The organism is Flavobacterium sp. FG68, from assembly GCF_057808895.1.
In genome coordinates, this window is the sequence record NZ_JBMDIY010000004.1 from 193,670 (window position 1) to 215,746 (window position 22,077).

Below are 22,077 nucleotides of genomic sequence, written 5' to 3' on the forward strand. Positions count from 1 at the left end.
ATATCGGATTTAGGTTTTTTTCTTTTATAAAAATGCGATATTTTTGACGTTTAATACCTGCCTAATGCAAAACGTTTCAGAAGCTGCAGCTTACACCTTACAATTCATCAATCAAACGCAAAAATTGATATTCCTTACGGGCAAAGCCGGTACAGGAAAAACCACTTTATTGCGTGAAATTATTGCCACAACACACAAAAATACCGTAGTAGTGGCACCAACAGGTATTGCGGCACTAAACGCAGGCGGTGTAACGATTCATTCAATGTTTCAACTGCCGTTTTCGGCATTTTTACCCACTTATGAAGAGAGTTCTCAGTTTACAGAAACAGTAAAATTTGAGAATAAAGAATCACTTCGCCGACATTTCAAAATGAATAATGTCAAGCGAAATGTGATCCGCAATATGGAATTGCTGATTATCGATGAAGTCAGTATGCTTCGCGCTGATTTGCTGGACGCTATCGACTTTATGATGCAGACAGTTCGAAGAAATACCAAAGCTTTTGGCGGCGTTCAGGTACTTTTTATTGGAGATTTACTGCAATTACCGCCCGTAATTCGGGATGAAGAATGGCGTACTTTGCGTAATTATTACAAAGGAAAATTCTTTTTTCATTCGCATGTAATGCAGCATAATCCGCCGCTGTACATTGAATTATCTAAGATTTACCGCCAGAGTGATGACAAATTTATTTCGGTTTTAAACAACCTTCGAAACAATCAAATTACAAAAGAAGATGTTCAGATTTTAAACGAATATGTAAAACCAGATTTCGATCTAAAAATGAACCCCGGTTTTATAACTTTAACCACGCATAACGCAAAAGCAGATACAATCAACGAACAGGCAATCAATGATTTGCCTGGAAATGAATTTGCTTATCAGCCTTTTGTTGTGGGAGATTTTCCGGAGAAGATTTTTCCCGTAGAAGAAAATTTAAAACTAAAAGTAGGCGCTCAGGTTATGTTTGTTAAAAACGATTTGTCTTTTGATAAAAGATATTTCAACGGAAAAATGGGCGTTATCAAATCACTTTCACCAGAAGAAATCTTCGTTCATTTTCCGGAAGAAAACAAAACAATTGAAGTTGAAAAATACGAATGGAAAAACATTCGGTACAAAGTAAACGAACTTACAAAAGAGATTGAAGAAGAAGTTTTAGGCACATTTGCGCATTATCCAATCAAATTAGCGTGGGCCATTACGGTACATAAAAGCCAGGGATTAACTTTTGAAAAAGCTGCGCTCGATGTATCGCAAGTTTTTCTCCCAGGGCAGGCATATGTAGCGCTTTCACGTTTAACGTCCTTAAATGGGCTTATTTTGCTTTCTCCGATACAAATGAACGGGCTTTCGAACGATCAGGATGTGATGGATTATGCTTTAAACAAAGCAACGGAAGACGACTTGAAAAATTCGCTTCATTTTGAAACCAAAAATTTTATTCACAACTATTTGATAAACAGTTTTAACTGGACAGATTTAGCACAAGAATGGCGAAACCATCGTTTTAGTTATAACGAAAATGCCGTTGCATCAGAAAAATCAAAACATTCTGTATGGGCACACAAACGTTTAGAAATTATCGATGGACTTGCAGATCCTTCGCAGAAATTCGTGCAGCAGCTTAATAAAATTTTCAATAAAGAAACAGTTGATTTGTTGTTTGTCAAGGAAAGAGTAGAGGCAGCTTATGATTACTTTTTTAAACCGATGGACAAACTGGTTACGGATCTTTTGAGTAAAATGGCTGAAATTCAGAAATTTAAAAAAGTAAAAGAATTTTATGAAGAATTAGCCTTTTTAGATGATTTGCAGACTAAAGCGGTTTTACGTTTGATGAAAGCCAAACTGCTTGTTGAAATTGTGGTTTCCCGTGAAACAATCAGCAAAGAAAGCCTGACTTCTCCAGCAATAAAAAACTACAAAACCGAAAAGATTTCCAGAACCAAAGAAGAGTTTAAAATGACGAATACAGACATGTTTCAGGTTGATGAGCCAGTTACTCGTTATTCGTATAAAAAAGCAGATAAAACGGAAGAAAAAGCAGAAAAAAAGACTACTGTTGAAGAGACGCACGAACTATGGCTGGCAAAAAATTCTATTGAAGATATTGCACGCATGAGAAAGCTGACCGTTCAAACCGTAGAATCACATTTAATAAAATTAATTCAGGCCAAGAAAGTGGAGATCACAGATGTTCTGCCGTACGATAAAATCCTGGCTTTAAGAGAAGCATTTGAATTTTATGCAGAAGAATCGTTAAGTCCGTTGAAGGAAAAATACGGAGATGAATTTACCTGGGATGAACTTAAGATGTTCAAAGCTAGTATAAATTGATTTTAGATTTTAGATTTTAGATTTTAGATTTTTACGGCGAAGTCCCGAATTAAATTTTGATTTTGTAACTTAGGGTTTAATAGACTGAAATTTTAAATCATCTCTAAAAAACATTATGTAAAATAGAAAATCATGAAAAAGCTTATATACATCACATTAGTTATTTTTTCTGTCACGAGTGTGAGCGGACAGGAACTCAAAAAAGAATATCAAAAGTTTATTCAAACTTTTATCAACAACGTAAAAGGGGATAAGAAAGAAGCAATTGCAAACATGATTTCTTATCCGCTGGAAAGAGAGACTCCAATCCCTTCAATCAAAAATAAAACGGAATTTATAAAGCGATATTCGGAGATTTTTGATGCAGATTTAAAAAAAGAAATAACATCGTCAAAACCCGATAAAGACTGGTCAGAAATGGGATGGCGCGGCATTATGCTCAACAACGGAACGATCTGGATTGATACTGATGGGAAATTGACATCGATTAATTATCAGTCGAAAATTGAGAAAGATTTAAAAACAAAACTTGTTTCTTCTCAGAAAAAAGGTGTGCATTCCAGTATTGCAAAGTTCAAAAGTCCGGTTTGTGTTTTAGAAACCTCAAAATTCAAAATTAGGATTGATGATTTAGGAAATAATAATTACCGTTATGCCTCTTGGTCTGTAAAGCAGAAGATGAGTGAGAAACCGGATTTAATTATTCAAAATGGTAAATTTATTGCTGATGGTACGGGAGGAAACCACAGTTATGAATTCAAAAAAGGAAATTATGTTTACACTTGTGATATTATAGTTTTGGGAGAAAAAGGTTCTCCGCCAGCAAGATTAGTAATTACACAGGATGGAAAAGAAATCCTTTCACAAAACGCTAAAATTGTTTCACGATAAACAAAAAACCCGATTCTGTTTGAATCGGGTTTTTTGTTTTCAGTTATAGAGACGAAATGGCTTTTTCAAGCTCTTTTTGCTGCGTTATTTTCGTTAATTTGAGTTTTTGAATACTAACCTCGTTTTCTTTGGTTTTTAGCCTCTGTTTTTGAATTTCTTCATCTGAGATCGAAGATGTTGTTATTTTGTTCTCAATTTTTTGATTGGCCAGCTCCAGTTTGTTGATCTTTTCCTTTGTAGATTTTAAATTATCTTCAGATTTGACCAATGCTTTTTTCTTTGATTCAACCTCTTTTCTTTGCTTTTCAATTTCCTTTTGCTGCTTTTGTAATTCCGAAATTTTATCGTCAAGCTTTTTGTGATTTTCAACAGAAGCTTTTCTGGCATCGTTTTCAGCTTTTTGCAATTCCATTTCGTAAGCTTTTTGATTCTGAATTGTTTGCTGTGCCATAAAATATTGTGAGTTCATTATAAACATCACAACTGCAAATGTTTTAAGAATTTTATTCATCATTTTTAAATTTTATTGGCGACGAAATTAAATGATGATTAATTTTAAGATTACCAGATAACTATTTAAAAATGATAAAATAAGACAAAAAAAATCCTATTCGGTAAGAATAGGATTTTGAGGATTTTATAAGTTTTCGACCAGAATCCAGGCATCTGGATTTTCGCCTTTTTGAATTTCTTTCTGTGCTTTTTCAGCTTCTCCCATTGTGGCATAACTTCCATATAAAACCGGGAATAAACCATGCTTGTTTTCGCCAAGCATTCTGGCGTTATAACCGTCTTTGATTAATTGGTTGTACGCTTTTTTTGCATTTGCTTCGCTTCTAAAAGCACCGGCCATGATATGATAAGGCATAAGTTTGACTTCTGCAGTTTCTACTTTTGCAGAATCAACAGCTAAAGTTACAGCAGGCAGCGGATTTTGAATCACGAATGTTGCTTCCTGTATTTTGTTCTGAACTTTTTTCTGGACATTACCTTCTACAACAAGCGTTTGTGCAGCAATTTGATTTTGGTACAAAGGATAACCAATACTTCCGGTAACGCCTAAACCAAGAACAAAAATAGCAGCATATCTTAAATAAGATCTTGATGATCTTACTTCTTCATCTTCATACAATTCGACAGTTTCTCTCTCTGAGATTTGCTCGATTTTCTTTTCGAAAATTTCTCTTTTCACCATTGGAGAAACAAACGGACTTAATCCGAACGAAGTCGATAAATAGTTAATTTGATCGTTTGGTGAAAAAATGATATTGTTCTCAGAATTTAAACGAAGATCTCCAATATTTTTCAGGCTGATAACGCCATTTTCTTCAAGTGTCTGTCTCCATTTTTGAACCTCAAAAGCGATACCATTTACGGCAGTTCCGTAAGATATATTTTCTGCTTGGGCAACATGATTGGCCAGCAGTCCGTCATTATTTTTTAAGCGGCTGTTGAAAAAAACCGTTTTCTTCGGTGGAAAAAACGAATTCGTACTTTCATTCAGCTGTGCTGATTGAATTTCGGTTAAAAATGCCCCAAATCCGGGAACCGTTACACACTGATAACGATATAATAATTGCGCGATATAAGTTTCGATTTTCATAGCAACAAAGTTAAGTAATGAATATAGTTATCAAAATTTTATTCACAATTTTTATTAACAATTGCAAGATTTTTATATACAATTAATTTTCAGTATTTTAAATAAAATTTTATTAGCAACGCTTATTTTGTTTCTGTATAAACTTTAATTTTTATTAAGAAATTACTTTGTTTTTAGCATATTTGCACTATTATTTGAGTACAGTTTTTATTTCTATTTTACATAATATTTTCGCAAATGTCAGATCAGGATTTATTTTATTTATTAGCCTTAATGAAAGTGGATGGAGTTGGAGATATTATGGCAAAAAAGTTATTGAATCATTGCGGAAATGCAGAAGCAATTTTTAACTCAAAAACCAATCAAATTGCTGCAATTGATGGAGTTGGTTCTGTTATGCTGAAAAACATAAAAGACAAAGCTATTTTTGAAAAGGCCAATCAGGAACTTGAATTTATTAAAAAAAATGATATCAAGATTTCTTTCTTTCAGGACGAAACATATCCGGATCGTTTAAAACATTGTATAGATTCTCCTGTTTTGATTTTTACCGGGGGAAATATAGATTTAAAAAACAAGAAGATTATTAGTATCGTTGGCACACGTCAAATTACATCTTACGGAACTGAATTTTGCAGAAAACTTATTGAAGATCTTGCACCGCTTGATCCTGTAATTGTGAGCGGCTTTGCTTATGGTGTTGATATCGTGGCGCATCAATTTGCAATGGATTATAAATTGCAGACTATTGGGGTTTTAGCTCATGGATTAAATCAGGTTTATCCAAAAGCACACAAAAAGTACATGGCAAAAATGGAAGAAAATGGAGGTTTTATTACCGAGTTTTGGAGTACTTCTAATCCGGATAAAGAGAATTTTGTCCGCCGAAATCGTATTGTTGCGGGAATTAGCGAAGCCACAATTGTCATTGAATCTGCAGATAAAGGCGGATCGCTTATTACTGCCAATTTAGCCAATGATTATAATCGCGATGTTTTTGCCGTTCCGGGAAGAGTAACAGACAGATACAGTCAAGGATGTAATGATTTAATTAAAACTCAAAAAGCGAATTTGCTGACAAGTGCAGCCGACTTGATTTATGTTCTCAATTGGGATATTGAAAAGAAACCAAAAGCCATTCAAAAACAGTTGTTTATTGATCTGGAACCCGATGAACAAAAGATTTACGATTTCCTCTTAAAAAACGGGAAAGAATTGCTTGACACTATTTCGCTCGAATGTGATTTTCCTGTTTTCAAAATTTCCGGAATTCTTTTAAATATGGAACTTAAAGGCGTTATCAGGCCTTTGCCTGGGAAATTATTTGAAGCGATTTAATGTGTATTCTCACTAAAGATATTTCATATTTAAATTCCAGATTTCTTAAATATTAATTGAATGTAAAGGATATTTAATTATTTAACATTTATGCTAAAATAAATTAGGCAAAGTGTAATAAAAGTATATTTTTGCTCTACCAAAAACCTTAAAAATGAATATAATAGAACTAATTGAAAACGCTGGGATTTATAAAGAAAACCGAAGCGCTTTCAGCACTGAAGACTCTGAAAAAGTCAGGAAGCAATTTGAAATTGAGCGATCACAAAACCCAAATTTAGATCCAAATCTTGCAGATAATTTGATTACTGCATTTAACGAATTTCCAAAAGAGATTTTGTTTATTTCGAATAATCGGATTCTGTATAATTTCTTTGCCAGAAAAAATTACTCCCGAAACAGATTCATTACAGATTATTCTGTTTCTGTTAATGAAGAAAATATTAAATCATTTATAGGCAGATTTTTATCTAAAGATTTAGATACTTTTTTCGATCAAAACATAGCGCAGAATAGATTTGATGTTATTGATGATCTTTTAAATGTTAAAGAATATCTGCCTCAAAATTCATTAGACAATCTGAGCCAAAAGATAAGCACAAAACTTGATTTTGTTGTAAATAAATTTGATGAAAATCCTTCTTTATCATCTGGTGCTGAAACAATTGAATTTATTAAATACAGAAGTTTTTACACCTTGCTTTCTCATTTCAGATCTGCAGAAAATGACAAGAAAATCAGGGCAATTTACAGTAAAATGTCTGGTTCAATTGTTAGTGCAGGCGTACGAAATGAGTTTTTAGAACCAATGGTATTTTCAATGGTTAATTATAAACCAATAGATTACGAATTGAGTAATACAATACGATCTCACAAAGACCGAATCGACGCTGCAAAGGATAGAGAATATAGCAGCAGCAGTTCATCTGGAGGAATGTCTACTTGGTCCATAGTTGTTATTATCATCGTTGTATTACGATTGATTTTATTATTGGCCAGATTGGGAAGAGCCTAAAGAAATTTACATAAAAAAGCCTGCTAAAATCAATTGGCAGGCTTTTTTATTTTTAGATTTTACTCTACTGTTTGTTTTCTCCATTATAATTCCAAAAGGCTTCTTCTACAGCACCTTCAAGAAGGCAGGAAGCAGCATATGAAATATCAGTTAACCACTGATCAATTTGTTCTACTTGTTCTTTGGTAATCAAATTATTACCTTGCAGCATTCCTTGCGGATAAAGTGCCCACATTCTACCATAATGACAGATTCCCCAAACACAAGAGATTATTCTTTTATCTACAAAATCCTTTTCTAATTCTGGCCCAAGGACTTTTAAAGCCTGCATAATTAGATGATAATTTTCCTCGTGTAAAACTCTTCTAAACGGGCGTAATTGACCAAGAAAACCATTTTCCCAGCGTTCACTTTCTATGTTTTCATGGTGAGCGCTTTGGTACATTAATTCTTCTATTGCTTCTTCCTTCGTCATAAATTAAATGTCAAATAAGAAAAATTTAATTCTCAAATCCAAGAACATTTCGAACCTTTGCTAAAACACCATCAGCAACAATAGAAGCTTTTGCAGCGCCTTTTTTCAATAAGGCATCAACTTCTTCAAGGTTGTTTATGTAGTAATTATATTTTTCTCTTTCGGTTTTGAATTTTTCTGTAATCAGTTCAAAAAGAGCTTGTTTTGCATGACCGTAACCGTAGTTGCCACCAAGGTAATTTGCTCTCATTTCGGCAATTTGAGTTTCATTTGCCAGTAAAGCATATATAGCAAAAGCATTGCAGGTATCAGGATTTTTTGGAGCTTCAAGTGGAGTACTGTCTGTTTCAATACTCATAACTTGTTTGCGTAAAGCTTTATCATCAAGGAAAATATTGATAATATTATTGGCAGATTTACTCATTTTTCCGCCATTTGTTCCCGGAATCAATTTGCCTTCTTCCTGAATTTTGGCTTCTGGAAGTACAAATGTTTCTCCCATTTGATGATTGAAACTTGCAGCGACATCACGTGTAATTTCTATGTGTTGTTTTTGATCTTTACCAACAGGAACAAACTCTGCATCATACAATAAAATATCGGCCGCCATTAACATCGGATAGGTGAAGAGCCCAGCATTTACATCTGCTAAACGATCAGATTTATCTTTGAAAGAATGTGCCAAAGTTAATCTTTGGTAAGGAAAAAAACAGCTTAAATACCAGGTCAATTCAGCAGTTTGAGTCACATCAGATTGTCTGTAGAAGGTAACTTTATCTGGATTTAAACCACAAGCAAGCCATGCAGCAGCAGTGCTGTATGTGTTTTCTCTTAATGTTTTACCATCTTTAATTTGTGTAATCGAGTGTAAATCAGCAATAAACAAAAATGATTCATTTGCCGGATTATTCGATAATTCAATTGCAGGGATGATTGCTCCCAATAGATTGCCTAAGTGTGGCGTTCCAGTACTCTGAACACCAGTAAGTATTTTTGCCATTCTCGTTTTTTCTTATTCTTTAATCGCAAAGGTCGTGATGTTTTTTTGAACCGCAAAGTTTGGAAGTTTCTTTGGTGGTTTTTAACGCAAAGATTGGAAAGTTTCTTGTGTTTTTTAACGCAAAGTTCGCAAAGGATTTTCAAAGTAAAGAAGTTATTTTGTGAGATTTGCTTTGCAATGAGTTCGCAAAGCTTTGTCTAGAAGGATTAATATTTTTAAAATTTTTAGAGTTAAGATTATTGTGTTAATTATAAGAATATATTTATAAATTTGATGTTTTTTAATATGACAGAAAACGAAATATCAAATATTATAATTGAAATTGCTATTGAAATTCATAAAAAACTTGGCCCGGGTTTATAAGAGAATGTTTATAAAGAATGCTTGTTTTATAAATTACACAGCGAGGACTTCTAGTTGAAAAAGAGAAAGCTTTACCATTAGTTTTTGAAGAAGTGAAACTTGATTGTGGATACCGAATTGATTTGCTTGTAGAAAACAAGTTTTTAATAGAAATAAAAACTGTAGAATCACTCACTGTTAACCATTTGGCACAAACTTTAACCTATTTAAAAATAGGAAATTATAAACTGGGCTTACTCGTAAATTTCAATGAAAGTCTCTTGAAAAATGGAATAAGAAGAGTCATAAACAACTTATAGATAAAGCTTTGCGAACTCATTGCAAAGCAAATCTCAAAAAATAACTTCTTTCCTTTGCGAAAATCCTTTGCGCTCTTTGCGTTAAAAAACCGCACAGAAACTTTAAAATGTTTCCGAAAAGCCTTTGTGCGCTTTGCAATAAAAAAAATACGTAACATTCTCGTCTGTTTTCTTACATTTGAAACCATGAAAGGATTAAAGATTGTTTTTTGGATTATTTGGCGCATTTGGTTTTACGTTTTAATGGCGATTCCAATATTGATTATGCTGCCGTTTTTACTGATTTCTATTATCTCGGAGAGAGGATACCCTTATTTTTTTAAAATGGCCCGCATTTGGGCTAAATTCATCCTTTTCGGCATGGGTTTTTATTACAAAGTAAAACGCGAACAAAAGCTTATTAAAAATAAGAGTTATATGATCGTGGCAAATCATACTTCAATGACGGATATTATGCTGATGCTTGCCATTATAAAAAATCCGTTTGTTTTTGTTGGAAAGAAAGAGCTTGTGAAGATTCCGCTATTTGGATTTTTCTACAAAAGAACCTGTATTTTGGTAGACAGAAATTCTTCAAAAAGCAAAAATGAAGTTTTTAAACGTGCACAAGACCGTTTAAATCAAGGTTTAAGTATTTGTATTTTCCCTGAAGGCGGAGTTCCAGACGATGAATCTATTTTACTGGATGAGTTTAAAGACGGCGCTTTTAGACTGGCAATTGAGCATCAAATTCCTATTGTGCCCATTGTTTTTGCTGATAACAAAGAACGTTTTTCGTATACTTTTTTAAGCGGAAGTCCGGGAAAAATGAGAGGGAAAATCCTCCCTTTTGTAGAAACAAGCGGTATGACACTGGATCACAGAAAAGAGTTAAGAGATCAGATAAGACAGTTGATTTATAATGGTTTACTCGAATTTCAAAAGAAAGATTTAAAAAAGTAATTAAAATAACAAACCCGGCAGGATTTTACACTTGCCGGGTTTTCTTTCGAAATAAAAACCCCCGTTTATATTCAAAAAGCTTATCGATGAATTATTTTCTCAGAGATAAAACGCAATATTTTTTTAATTTTTAATTTGGTTTTTTTTCGTTTTCTACTCCTCAGCACTTCTCTTTTTTCTTTCATGGTTAAATATTTATGGCTTGATAATAAGGAGTTTGGGTAAACTCAAGTTAACGGCATAATATATTAGATCGCAAAAAAGTAAAAAGGTTGTATGAGCTGCTAATTTTTTTTTCAAAAAGCAGTAAAAACCCGTTAGAACCATGAGAGAAACTAACGGACTTTTAATGAATCAACCAACCAAATTTATTATAAAAAAAATGTTGAACTGTGTATTTATGGCCAATACCAATTAAACATTATGTCTATTTGTATAGATGAAAGAGCTGCAAAAAGGTTGCGTCTTTTTTTTATTTTTTTTCAAATAAAAAACCCGAAAGGTTTTAAATCTTTCGGGTTTAGAGTGTAAAGTATTGATTTTTAAATACTTTTATAGGTTTTAAGCATCAGCTAATTCTTTGATGTGAGCTTTAATTTTAACTTCTAATTCATCAGCCAATTCCGGATTGTCTTTAATTAAAGCTTTTACGGCATCACGTCCCTGACCTAGTTTAGTGTCTCCGTAGCTAAACCAAGATCCTGCTTTTTTAACGATTTCAAATTCAACCGCTAAATCAAGAATTTCACCTGTTTTAGAAACTCCTTCTCCGTACATAATGTCGAATTCGGCAGTTTTAAACGGCGGCGCAACTTTGTTTTTAACGACTTTAACTTTAGTTCTGTTACCAATTACGTTTTCACCATCTTTAATTTGAGAGGAACGACGAATATCTAAACGTACAGAAGCGTAGAATTTTAATGCGTTACCACCGGTTGTTGTTTCAGGATTTCCGAACATAACACCAATTTTTTCACGCAGCTGGTTGATAAAGAAAACAGTACAATTTGTTTTGCTGATTGTTCCCGTTAATTTTCTTAAAGCCTGAGACATTAAACGCGCATGAAGACCCATTTTAGAATCTCCCATTTCACCTTCGATCTCACTTTTTGGCGTTAAAGCCGCAACAGAGTCAATTACAACAATGTCGATAGCTCCGGAACGAATTAAGTTTTCGGCAATTTCTAATGCCTGCTCACCGTTGTCTGGCTGAGAGATAATTAAGTTTTCGATATCAACGCCTAATTTTTCAGCATAATTTCTGTCAAAAGCATGTTCCGCATCAATAAACGCTGCAATTCCGCCCGCTTTTTGAGCTTCGGCAATTGCATGCAATGTCAATGTGGTTTTACCAGATGATTCTGGTCCGTATATTTCAATAATTCTTCCTTTTGGATATCCATTTACTCCAAGAGCTAAATCAACGCCAAGAGAACCAGAAGAAATCGTTTCTACCTCTACAATGGCTCTGTCGCCCATTTTCATTACGGTTCCTTTTCCGTAGGTTTTGTCAAGTTTATCAAGCGTTAACTGCAGCGCTTTTAATTTGGCTTCTTTGTCTGAACTCATCTTTTCTTAAATATCTAAAATTGTTATTTTCTGCTTTTCAAAAACCAAATAGCGGAATAACTTCCTGATTTTATTTGGCGAATTAGAATGTGTAAAAATACTTCTTTTTTTGAAGTTTGATTACTTCAAATTGTTTCAAATTGTAACAATTTGTATTACAAAAATAAAGCCTTCAATTCTGTAGCATCAGAAGGTTTTAATTTTCCTGCCAGTACTAAACTTAACTGCTTACGACGCAAAGCAGCTTCAAAACGTTGTATTTCTAATTCTGTTTCAGGAGCTATTGCCGGTACTTCAACAGGTCTTCCGGTATCGTCAACAGCGACAAAAGTATAAATAGCTTCGTTTGCTTTGGTTCTGTTTCCAGATTCGCGGTCTTCTACCCAAACGTCTATAAAAACTTCCATAGAACTTTTGAATGATCTTGAAACTTTTGCTTCTACAGTAACAACGCTTCCAAGGGAAATTGCTCTGTTAAAAGCAACGTGATTTACAGATGCTGTAACTACAATTCGGCGTGAATGCCTGCGTGCTGCAATACTTGCGGCACGATCCATTCGGGCTAATAATTCGCCGCCAAAAAGATTGTTTAAAGGATTTGTTTCGCTCGGTAAAACTAAATCAGTTAATATGGTCAGCGATTCTGAAGGGTGTTTTGGATTCATTTTTTTATAATAAAATTTTATTTTTGATGGCCCATAAAATGAGCTTTTTTTGCCACAGATTTCACGGATTAAAATGATTAAAATCTCTCAGAATCTGTGAATCCCTACGGCTATCGGGAGTGACTTATTTTTTTAATAATTGCGGTTGATTAATTCATCCAGTTCACTAACATAACGGCAGGAATTAAATAAATAACAATGGTTCTTGCTCCATCGTAATCTTTGGCTAATCGTTGTCCGAAAAGCATCATTAACAAACAGATACATGAAAAAATTCCGGCATAAAAACCATAGTCACGACCGCTGTTTGTTAGTAATTGAATCGCGCCCACAACACTTAAAATTCCGGAAATTAATTCTAAAATAAGCAAGTGTAAAAGAGCAAGCGGCACTTGATTTTTTAATGGTGTTTTGGCAAAATGTTCTTTAAGCCAGACAACATTATCTTTCCAGTAAAAAATTTTTTCATAGCCCGATTGTAAAAATGTTAAGGCTAAAAATGCTAATATTAAAATAGAGGCAACATTGTTCATTTGAGGACTATTTTTTATGAATTAAACGAGTCAGTTTTATAGATAAATCGGTTAAGATTATTTTCGCATTTCCGTTTCTTTCAATATGATACATTGCATCTGAAAGCTCTTTGAAAATTTCGTGGATATTATTTCCGTTTACAAAAGGCGCAAAATTTTCAAGTTTAAACTTGTCGACTTTTGGCTCAATGTAAACTAAACTTGGCGTTTGATAATTCAGTAATAAAGCTTGTCTGAACATTTCGATACAAAACTGAATAAATTTTTTCTGGCTTTCGCGGCCAAGTCCGGCGATTTCTTCGCTCCAGGAAATTAAATCCTGAATTGCTGCGGCGTTTCCTTTTGCCCTGAAAGCAGCACGAACCCAGTTTACAAACCATTGCTCAAAAGGATATTCAGAGTCATCTTCTTTCAATAAATGCAATGCTTTATTAAAATTTCCCTGCGCCTGATGGGCAATTTTTTTGGCTAAATTTGGATCTATATTTTCTTTGGAAACTAATGCTTCGGCAATCACTTTTTCGGGAAGTCCGTTAAAGTGAATTACCTGACAGCGAGAACGTATGGTTTGAATAATGTCTTCTTCATTTTCAGAAATCAGAATAAAAATTGTTTTATCTGAAGGTTCTTCCAGCAGTTTCAAAAGTTTATTTGAAGCTGCAATATTCATCTTATCTGCCATCCAGATAATCATGATTTTATAACCGCCTTCGTAGGATTTCAGCGCAAGCGATTTTAAAACTTCCTGAGCATCTTCGACTCTGATTTCGCCTTGTTTGTTTTGAACGCCAAGGAGTTTATACCAGTCAAATAATCCGCCGTAAGGCATTTCCTGAATAAAGTTTCGCCAGTCCTGAATAAAGTCTAAACTTTTGGGTTTGGTTTTGACATCTTCTGTAGTAACAGTTGGGTAAATAAAATGCAGATCGGGATGTGAAATATTTTGAAATTTCAAATTACACGATTCATTTCCGTTTTCGTTTTCATTTCCCGTATTACTGCACAAAATGTACTGTGCATAAGCAATCGCCGTAGATAATGTACCGCTTCCTTCAGGCCCAATGAATAATTGTGCATGAGGAATTCGCCCGGAAGATGCACTTTTTATCAAGTGACTTTTGATGTAATCCTGACCTAAAATTTGAGAAAATTGCATGAAGCAAAGATAGCAGAAAATGATGTAGTCAAAAATTTTAGATTAAAGATTATTGAGCTGGATTTCATTTATGAGAATATGATTGTTTTTTGCTAAATTTTTTGTTCTGTTGCCGCTAAGTTTTGTTAATAAATTACTTCACGCGAACAGATATCAAGACTTTTTTGTTAATATTTTTTTGTTCAAAACGATAAACGTATGCTTTTTTTGGCTATTTATAGTAAAATTTTATTCCAATTTTATAGATAATCTCTTACGTTTCCTGTTTTAACAAATTTAACAAAAAGCCCGTTAAAACGCACATTTTCTCGACATAGAGCGGGATTTTAAGGTTTTTTTAAGCTTTTTTTTTGAAAAAAGAATTCAATAAAGTTGCAATTTAAGTTAATTTCTATATTTTTGTTTGCATCAACAACCAATATAAATAAGAATTTATGAAAGGGAAAATTATTTTATTTAGTGCATTTTTTATCATGACTTCTGCAGCTGTTTCTGCACAGGCAAAAAACGCTCCAAGAAGTATTATTAGTACAACAGCTCTTATTCGTAAATACCATGATCAAAAAGAATTGAGTGGTATGCAAAAAGGAGAACTTTTGGAATTGTATATTGAGCGAATTAAAGTATTAGTAAAAACTCTCCCTTACATTGCGTTGGTTACAAAACCGGGTGTTACTATGGCAGACTTAGGTATTCCAGACGATAGTGAACACAAAAAAGTTTTAGATGCTCAGGCACTTGGAACAACAACTTTCTTAGATACTACGGTTGAGTTTCAAAGAAAAATGATGCCTTACTCAGATAAAGGAAACCTTATCGCGGCAATTTTATTTTACGAAAACACATTAAAATCTTTACACGAGTTCAACGAATTGAACGAAATGTAAAATTTAAAAAAATATTTTAAAACCTTTTTTGGAATGTTTACGTAGATGGATTTAGTTTCTGCGTTATTTTGAAAAAGTAAAACAAAACAACTCGTTCTCGATTTACTCTGAATAATACTTAGAAAAACCGAGAACAGTTTTTTTCATTTACGCATACCCAAATTATTTAAAAGCATACCCAAATTTATTATTAACCTAATACACACCTTTATCATGAAAAAAATTACTCAAATGATCTGCGTTCTTTTGACAGTTACGAGTATGAGTGCTCAACAAGAGAAAGGAATTATGGGCTACACTAACTGGTTAAATAACTGGACTGAATTTAAGCCTAACAAAGTAGAGTATGGAGAAGCAAATCAAATTTTAGCAGGAAACATTTCTGTTAATACTAAATTGCTTAAAAGGAATATCTATGTTTTGCAAGGTAACGTTTATGTTACAAACAATGCGGTTTTAACAATCGAACCTGGAACTTTAATTATTGGTGATTTCGAAACAAAAGGAACATTGGTAGTTACAAAAGGTGCACAACTTGTTGCTGATGGTTTAGAAACTGACCCAATCGTATTTACATCTAACCGCAGCCAGAAAAAAGCTGGAGACTGGGGTGGAGTTGTAATTCTTGGTGACGCTCCTATTAACAAATTCGGTAACGTAGGTTCTTACAATATGGACCTTGACCCAACTTTAACTACTTACGGTGGTGACAATGTTGCTTCAAACTCTGGAATTTTAAGATATGTTAGAATCGAATTTGCAGGTAAAAAAGTGAAAGGAGTTGATACTTTCAACGGTTTAACTATTGCAGGTGTTGGTAACAAAACAATTCTTGAAAACGTTATGGTTAGCTACTCTGGAGGAGATTCATTTGCTTTCTTCGGTGGAGACGTTAACGCTACAAAATTTGTTTCTTATAAATCAATCAACGACGATTACAAATTTACACAAGGTGTACAATGTCGTTTATATAACTCTTTAGCAGTTAGATCTTCTTACTTATCTAGTAACAAAGACGGATCTCGTTGTATGGAGGTAAAATCATTCGAAAAGAAAAGCGAAACAGATTTTACTAAAAAAACTACTTTAGTTGTTGCTACTAACATTACAATGCTTAATGACAGTGAAAACATCAATGCTGACATTCAATCAGGTTTAGTAAAAGAGGCTGTTTACGTAGCCGAAACTGCTTCTCTTGAAATGAAAAGAAGTGTGATCTCTGGATTTAACCCTGCAGTGTTATTAGACAGCAAAACTGAAATCAATGATGCCAACCTTAAAAAAATCAAATTTGAGGAAATGTATTTCAACTTATGTAAAGGAAATATCTTTACTGAATACAACTCAAACAACGAAGATTTAGAGAGCTGGTATGGAAACAGTGTGTTCTTTAATGTTTACTCTCAAAGTGACAACAAAGAGACATTTATTGATATCTTCAACCCTAAAAAGCCAGACTTTAGATTACAATTAGGAAAAATTACAGCTTCAAGCGGCAATAGATAAATAGATTTCGATTTTTATTTCAAAGCGTAAATTTTATTAATAAAGTCCCCAGACACAATTTATGTATCGTCTTAAAAGGACCAAATAAAGATCAAAACATAATGGCTCTATCTACAAAAAAGTATTTATATATATTCTTTTTGGTTTCTCCTATTTCGTTAAGTCTGTATGCACAAAGTTCAGCAATAGAAAAGCCTACGGTTTCTGCTGTTTCTGACTGCAAATTAGCTTCAATTGAGATAAATCAAAATAACGAATCAGCTGATAAATCTATCAGCAAATTAGATAATTCTAATCAGTTAATAGTAGGGCTGTCCACCCCCAAGGACAGCCTTACTATGCCGGCTGATTTGAAAGATCAATCTTCAGATTGTGAAGAAAACTCATTGATTGGTTCTACTTCAATTCTTGCAAAAGACATTATTGAGAACTACAAATATGATTTTTCTGAAACATTCATTGATATCTTGTTTTTTGAGCGTATAGACTTAGCAAGAACACGTACTATATGATTCAAAAAACTACTTTATCTTTTTTTAAAGTTTTCATTTTATTTAGTATAATTCTGTTTACTAAATCGCATACCTATGCTCAAACACCAGCAATAGTTGGACAGCAGCTTCCTTTTGACAGAATTTGTGCCGGTTTAGAAGTAAATGGAACGCCATTTAATGAATACTTCGCAACATTCAGCTATTTAAACTTTCCGGCAGGAACTACTTTTGAAGTAGAACTTTCAGATGATTTAGGAAGTTTCACAACTCCTACTGCTACAACAAAAATTTCGTTTGTAGACGATCCTACGGCGCAGCAGCAAACGATTAAGTTTGCTATTCCTACGAATTTAAAAGGATCAAATACATACAGCCTTCGTATTAAAAGTAATACGGCCACGCCTGTTTACAGCCAGAGGGTTAAGAATTTTCAGAACCAGACTTCGTTTCCGGCTTATTACAGAATCTTTGCAGAGAAATTTTTTATCAATAATAACGAAGCCAATGCAACTATTTGTTCAGGTGGAAATTTAAGTCTTTCTGTAGATAATCCAACTCCAGCAGACACACCATCATCTCCTGCCAATTATCCAAATTTAAAGTATAAATGGTACAAAGATGACGTATTAATAGCAGGACAAAGCGGTACAACGTTAGTAGCAAACAGCCCGGGTGTTTATTATGCTCAAATCGATTACGGCGGTTGTGATGATGATAACTTTAGTTCTAATCGTGTTACGGTAGTATCTTCAGGTGGAGGATCTGCAGTAACAGTTGATTCAAGCTTAGGAAACCCTTTCTGTTCAAACGCTTCAGGAACTATTTTAACAGCAACATCAGGTAACAGTTATGTTTGGAAAAAAGATGGTGTTGTAATCGCGCAAACATCTCGCAGTATTACTACAAGTGAATCTGGTCTTTATTCTGTTGAGGTTGATTTTGGTGGTTGTAAAGCTACAGGAAGCATCGATTTAAAAAGCAATAGTTTCACGGCCAGCATAGATGTTCCGGAAACTTATGAGCTTCAAGAAGGAGAAACATTAAACGTATCTGTAACGACAGATGCAGGGACTCCAAAATTCGAATGGTTTTTAAATAATATACCAATAAATGGTGCTAACGGTCCAAGTTATCTGGTAGCCGTAAGAGGTTTATATAAAGTTAAAATATCACAGGAATCAGGTTGTATAGCTTCAAGAGAATTTACATTTAGAGTTACATCAGCAACAGATGCTGTTACTAGTGTAATTCCAAATATTGTTAAACTGAGCGGCGCTTATCCTTACTGGAATATTCCAGATGCGTATAAAACGCCGTCGACGAAGCTAATAATTTTAAGTTCAAATGGAGAGGTAATGTATGATGATGTCGGCAGCAATTACGATCCGGAACTTAACTCTTTTATAAAAGATTTTAAAAATGTAAATCCAGTTTATTACTATGTCATTCAATCAGACACAGGTGAAAAAAAAGGATCAATAACTGTGATTAAATAATGAAGAAAATTTTACTATTCATAACTTTATTTTACGGTTTTTCTAATGTACTCTATTCTCAGGACAAAGTTGAGAATGGAGTTGTTTCGTTTTCATTACCTATCAGAAATTCATTAAAGTTTAATAGATATTTAATAAACCCTGCATTTAGCTTTGTTCGCGAATCAAACGCTTATGCAAGCTTTTATAATAAAAGACAATGGGTGCAGTTTGACAATGCACCGCAAACGTATTTAGCTAATTATTCTGGCAGATTTAGAGAAAATGAAGCCTTTGCTATTGGTTTGTTTCAACAAAATTATGGTTTAATGACTGTGTTTGGCGGAGTTGTCAATTTCGCTCACAATATCGTTTTGCAGGAAGACAGTAACCTTACTTTTGGTTTAAACGTAGGCGCTTACCAAAGCGGTTTAGACAAAGGAAAAATTATATCTGATGATCCGGATATTTTAAATGGAGACTATCCTTCAAACACAATGCTTACTGTAAATCCGGGGATTAATTACGGAACCGCTTTTCTTGATTTCGGATTATCGGTAAACAACTTAATTCTTTACAATTTTGGTTCTGGCGTTGTAAAAGAAGATCCGGAAAGAGCAATTGAATTACACGCAATGTATACAGGTTACATTGACAGTTATGGTTTTTTTGAGCAAAGTAAATTCTCAGGAATCGTAAAAACAGAAATTAAAAAAGATAAAACAGTTCTTTCAGGACTTGCCATGCTTTCGTTGAAACAAGGAGTTTGGGCACAAGCAGGTTATAATACATTATACGGAGTTTCTGCAGGTTTAGGGGTTAACATTTCACCTAGCATTGCAATCGAATATAACTACGAAAGAGGAATGGGCAATTTTACAAATATGGGAGGTTCTCATGAATTTGCTATTGCTTATAAATTCAAAAACAGAAATTACTATTACGGAGATGACGAAGAAGGATCATTAATAGACCCTTCGAGAACGACATCTAAACCAGTAATTGCTAAACCAAAAACAAATGCAGCTCCTGTAACAAGAGTAGATGGAGCTGAGAAAGCAAGATTAGCTGCTGAAGCAAAAGCAAAAGCTGATGCTGAGGCAAAACAAGCAAGACTAGCCGCTGCAGAAAAAGTGAAGGCTGATGCCGATGCTGCAGCAAAAGCAAAATTAGACGCAGACAATAAAGCTAAAGCAGATGCTGAAGCTCTTAAAATAAAATTAGCCGCCGATGCTAAAGCTAAAGCAGATGCTGCTGCTGCCGCAAGAGCACAGACAGCAACAGCAAACAGAGCCGTTGCTGCAGAACAAAAAACAACCGCACAATTAGCTGCAGATAAAGCAAGAGCAGATGCTGAGGCAAGAAGAATAAAATTAGCTGCAGATAATAAAGCAAGAGTTGATGCTGCCGCTGCTGCGAGAGCACAAGCACAAGCAAACAAACCATCTGCAACAGCTGCACAAAAAACAGCTGCACAATTAGCTGCAGATAAATCGAAAGCAGATGCTGAAGCATTAAAAATTAAGCTTGCAGCCGATGCTAAAGCTAAGGCAGACGCAGAAGCAAAAGCGAAACAAACAGCTGCTGCAACGCCGACGGCGCCTGCTCCGGCTCCGCAAAAAACACAAGCACAATTAACTGCTGAGAAAGCAAAAGCGGATGCAGAAGCACTTAAAATAAAACTAGCTGCAGATGCGAAAGCTAAAGCAGATGCTGCAGAAGCAAAACGTAAAGCAGATGCTAAAGCAAAAGCTGAAGAAGCAGATTTACAATCAATCCTGGCTGCAGATGCTAAAGCAAAAGCAGATTCTGATGCACTTCAGGCAAGATTAGCTGCAGAAGCTAAAGCAAAAGCCGCTGCTGAAGCAAAAACAAAAGCTTCTATTGATGCTGCAAACAGAGCAAAAGCAGCCGCTGACGCAAAAGCAAAAGCAGCAGAAGGAGCTGCTCTAAAAGAAAAATTAGCAGCTGATGCAAAAGCAAAAGCGGATGCAGAAGCCAGACAAGCAATTATAGCTGCAGAAGCAAAAGCAAAAGCGGATGCAGAAGCATTAAAAATAAAATTAGCAGCCGATGCAAAAGCAAAAGCTGACGCAGAAGCTCAGGCTAAATTAGATGCGGAAGCAAAAGCGAAAGCTGATGCAGAAGCTTTACAAGCAAAATTAGCAGCGGATGCAAAAGCAAAAGCCGACGCTGAGGCTCAGGCAAAACTTGATGCAGAAGCAAAAGCTAAAGCAGATGCAGAAGCATTACAAGCAAAATTAGTAGCTGATGCAAAAGCAAAAGCCGACGCTGAAGCATTAAAAGCTAAACTAGCAGCCGACGCAAAAGCTAAGGCAGATGCAGAAGCATTACAAGCAAAACAAGCGGCAGATGCTAAAGCGAAAGCAGATGAAGAAGCACGTCAGGCTAAATTAGCAGCAGACGCAAAAGCTAAGGCTGACGCAGAAGCATTACAAGCTAAGTTAGCAGCAGATGCAAAAGCAAAAGCGGATGCAGAAGCAGAAAAAACAAGATTAGCTGCAGAAGCGAAAGCAAAAGCAGATATGGAAGCTTTACAAGCTAAATTAATTGCCGATGCAAGAGTTAAGGCCGATGCGGAAGCAACTGCAAAAGCAAAAGCGGAAGCAGAAGAAAAACAATTAAGAGAAGCTGAAGAAGCACGTCAGGCGAAACTAGCAGCAGATGCAAAAGCAAAAGCTGATGCAGAAGCATTACAGGCGAAACTAGCAGCAGATGCAAAAGCTAAGGCAGATGCAGAAGCACTACAAGCTAAATTGGCTGCAGATGCAAAAGCAAAAGCCGATGCAGAAGCATTACAAGCTAAACTTGCAGCGGATGCAAAAGCAAAAGCCGATGCAGAAGCATTACAAGCGAAATTAGCAGCCGACGCAAAAGCTAAGGCAGATGCAGAAGCATTACAAGCTAAATTGGCAGCAGATGCAAAAGCGAAAGCCGATGCAGAAGCACTTCAAGCTAAGTTAGCAGCAGATGCAAAAGCAAAAGCCGATGCAGAAGCTCTTAAAGCAAAATTAGCTGCTGATGCAAAAGCGAAAGCAGACGCAGAAGCATTACAAGCTAAGTTGGCAGCAGATGCAAAAGCAAAAGCCGACGCAGAAGCGTTACAAGCTAAATTAGCAGCCGACGCAAAAGCTAAGGCAGATGCAGAAGCATTACAAGCTAAGTTAGCAGCAGATGCAAAAGCAAAAGCCGATGCAGAAGCACTACAAGCTAAACTGGCAGCCGACGCAAAAGCTAAGGCCGATGCAGAAGCACTACAAGCTAAACTGGCAGCCGACGCAAAAGCTAAGGCAGACGCAGAAGCATTACAAGCGAAATTGGCAGCAGATGCAAAAGCAAAAGCCGATGCAGAAGCATTACAAGCGAAACTAGCAGCCGACGCAAAAGCTAAGGCCGACGCAGAAGCATTACAAGCTAAGTTAGCAGCCGACGCAAAGGCAAAAGCAGATGCAGAAGCTCTTAAAGCAAAATTAGCTGCTGATGCAAAAGCGAAAGCAGACG

19 protein-coding genes are annotated in these 22,077 nt (G+C 35.1%); 11 read left to right on the forward strand and 8 right to left on the reverse strand.

From position 1 onward, the window contains the following. Positions 1-64: 64 nt before the first annotated feature. Both ACODSB_RS04340 and ACODSB_RS04345 read left to right on the forward strand, forming a co-directional pair. Positions 65-2,344, forward strand: a complete 2,280-nt coding sequence (locus ACODSB_RS04340) for a helix-turn-helix domain-containing protein (protein WP_488936138.1) — start codon at positions 65-67, stop codon at positions 2,342-2,344. A gap of 132 nt (positions 2,345-2,476) precedes the next feature. Next, positions 2,477-3,235 carry a hypothetical protein gene (locus ACODSB_RS04345; RefSeq protein WP_488936139.1) on the forward strand — a complete coding sequence of 253 codons (759 nt, stop codon included), beginning with the start codon at positions 2,477-2,479 and terminating at the stop codon, positions 3,233-3,235. Positions 3,236-3,278: 43 nt separating this feature from the next. On the opposite strand, the gene ACODSB_RS04350 is transcribed toward ACODSB_RS04345, so the two are convergent. Together ACODSB_RS04350 and ACODSB_RS04355 are read right to left on the reverse strand one after the other, a co-directional pair. After that, the gene (locus ACODSB_RS04350; protein ID WP_488936140.1) at positions 3,279-3,749 is read right to left on the reverse strand and encodes a hypothetical protein; all 471 of its coding nucleotides are present in this window, start codon (positions 3,747-3,749) and stop codon (positions 3,279-3,281) included. A gap of 123 nt (positions 3,750-3,872) precedes the next feature. Then, positions 3,873-4,838 carry an HU domain-containing protein gene (locus ACODSB_RS04355; protein ID WP_053474349.1) on the reverse strand — a complete coding sequence of 322 codons (966 nt, stop codon included), beginning with the start codon at positions 4,836-4,838 and terminating at the stop codon, positions 3,873-3,875. A gap of 237 nt (positions 4,839-5,075) precedes the next feature. Between ACODSB_RS04355 and dprA the strand changes: the two genes are divergently transcribed. Both dprA and ACODSB_RS04365 read left to right on the forward strand, forming a co-directional pair. Continuing rightward, positions 5,076-6,176: a DNA-processing protein DprA gene (gene dprA, locus ACODSB_RS04360; RefSeq protein ID WP_488936141.1), complete on the forward strand. Its 1,101-nt coding sequence runs from the start codon at positions 5,076-5,078 to the stop codon at positions 6,174-6,176. Positions 6,177-6,330: 154 nt separating this feature from the next. Continuing rightward, positions 6,331-7,191 carry a hypothetical protein gene (locus ACODSB_RS04365; RefSeq protein ID WP_488936142.1) on the forward strand — a complete coding sequence of 287 codons (861 nt, stop codon included), beginning with the start codon at positions 6,331-6,333 and terminating at the stop codon, positions 7,189-7,191. Between the two features lie 64 nt (positions 7,192-7,255). On the opposite strand, the gene ACODSB_RS04370 is transcribed toward ACODSB_RS04365, so the two are convergent. Then, entirely contained in the window at positions 7,256-7,666 is a 411-nt protein-coding gene (locus tag ACODSB_RS04370; protein ID WP_488936143.1) for a hypothetical protein, read from the reverse strand. A gap of 25 nt (positions 7,667-7,691) precedes the next feature. Then, entirely contained in the window at positions 7,692-8,666 is a 975-nt protein-coding gene (trpS, locus tag ACODSB_RS04375) for a tryptophan--tRNA ligase (RefSeq protein ID WP_488936144.1), read from the reverse strand. Positions 8,667-9,121: 455 nt separating this feature from the next. Here trpS and ACODSB_RS04380 point away from each other — a divergent pair, with 455 nt between their 5' ends. Together ACODSB_RS04380 and ACODSB_RS04385 are read left to right on the forward strand one after the other, a co-directional pair. Then, positions 9,122-9,328 (forward strand): GxxExxY protein, encoded by a 207-nt coding sequence (locus ACODSB_RS04380; protein WP_488936145.1) that lies wholly within the window; start codon positions 9,122-9,124, stop codon positions 9,326-9,328. 186 nt (positions 9,329-9,514) lie between these two features. Further along, complete coding sequence (locus tag ACODSB_RS04385; protein WP_488936146.1) at positions 9,515-10,270, forward strand: lysophospholipid acyltransferase family protein; 756 nt, start codon at positions 9,515-9,517, stop codon at positions 10,268-10,270. Positions 10,271-10,831: 561 nt separating this feature from the next. Here the strand turns inward: ACODSB_RS04385 and recA are convergent. The 4 genes from recA to ACODSB_RS04405 all read right to left on the reverse strand — a co-directional run bounded on the left by recA (position 10,832) and on the right by ACODSB_RS04405 (position 14,193). After that, positions 10,832-11,839 carry a recombinase RecA gene (gene recA, locus ACODSB_RS04390; protein ID WP_488936147.1) on the reverse strand — a complete coding sequence of 336 codons (1,008 nt, stop codon included), beginning with the start codon at positions 11,837-11,839 and terminating at the stop codon, positions 10,832-10,834. Positions 11,840-11,994: 155 nt separating this feature from the next. Further along, positions 11,995-12,504 (reverse strand): acyl-CoA thioesterase, encoded by a 510-nt coding sequence (locus ACODSB_RS04395; RefSeq protein ID WP_053474357.1) that lies wholly within the window; start codon positions 12,502-12,504, stop codon positions 11,995-11,997. Positions 12,505-12,653: 149 nt separating this feature from the next. Next, on the reverse strand, positions 12,654-13,037 hold the full coding sequence (locus tag ACODSB_RS04400) for a hypothetical protein (RefSeq protein ID WP_053474358.1): 384 nt from the start codon (positions 13,035-13,037) through the stop codon (positions 12,654-12,656). Between the two features lie 7 nt (positions 13,038-13,044). Beyond that, on the reverse strand, positions 13,045-14,193 hold the full coding sequence (locus tag ACODSB_RS04405) for a DNA polymerase III subunit (protein WP_488936148.1): 1,149 nt from the start codon (positions 14,191-14,193) through the stop codon (positions 13,045-13,047). 434 nt (positions 14,194-14,627) lie between these two features. Here ACODSB_RS04405 and ACODSB_RS04410 point away from each other — a divergent pair, with 434 nt between their 5' ends. The 5 genes from ACODSB_RS04410 to ACODSB_RS04430 form a co-directional block, all read left to right on the forward strand. Further along, positions 14,628-15,080, forward strand: a complete 453-nt coding sequence (locus ACODSB_RS04410; RefSeq protein ID WP_053474360.1) for a hypothetical protein — start codon at positions 14,628-14,630, stop codon at positions 15,078-15,080. 213 nt (positions 15,081-15,293) lie between these two features. Next, positions 15,294-16,586 carry a hypothetical protein gene (locus ACODSB_RS04415; protein WP_053474361.1) on the forward strand — a complete coding sequence of 431 codons (1,293 nt, stop codon included), beginning with the start codon at positions 15,294-15,296 and terminating at the stop codon, positions 16,584-16,586. 101 nt (positions 16,587-16,687) lie between these two features. Then, complete coding sequence (locus ACODSB_RS04420) at positions 16,688-17,098, forward strand: hypothetical protein (RefSeq protein WP_053474362.1); 411 nt, start codon at positions 16,688-16,690, stop codon at positions 17,096-17,098. Beyond that, positions 17,095-18,576 carry a gliding motility protein SprC gene (gene sprC / locus ACODSB_RS04425; protein WP_488936149.1) on the forward strand — a complete coding sequence of 494 codons (1,482 nt, stop codon included), beginning with the start codon at positions 17,095-17,097 and terminating at the stop codon, positions 18,574-18,576. The genes ACODSB_RS04420 and sprC overlap by 4 nt, the downstream gene beginning before the upstream one ends. Beyond that, the coding region (locus ACODSB_RS04430) for a PorP/SprF family type IX secretion system membrane protein (protein ID WP_488936150.1) at positions 18,576-22,077 on the forward strand (3,502 nt) is incomplete at its 3' end. The genes sprC and ACODSB_RS04430, both read left to right, overlap by 1 nt.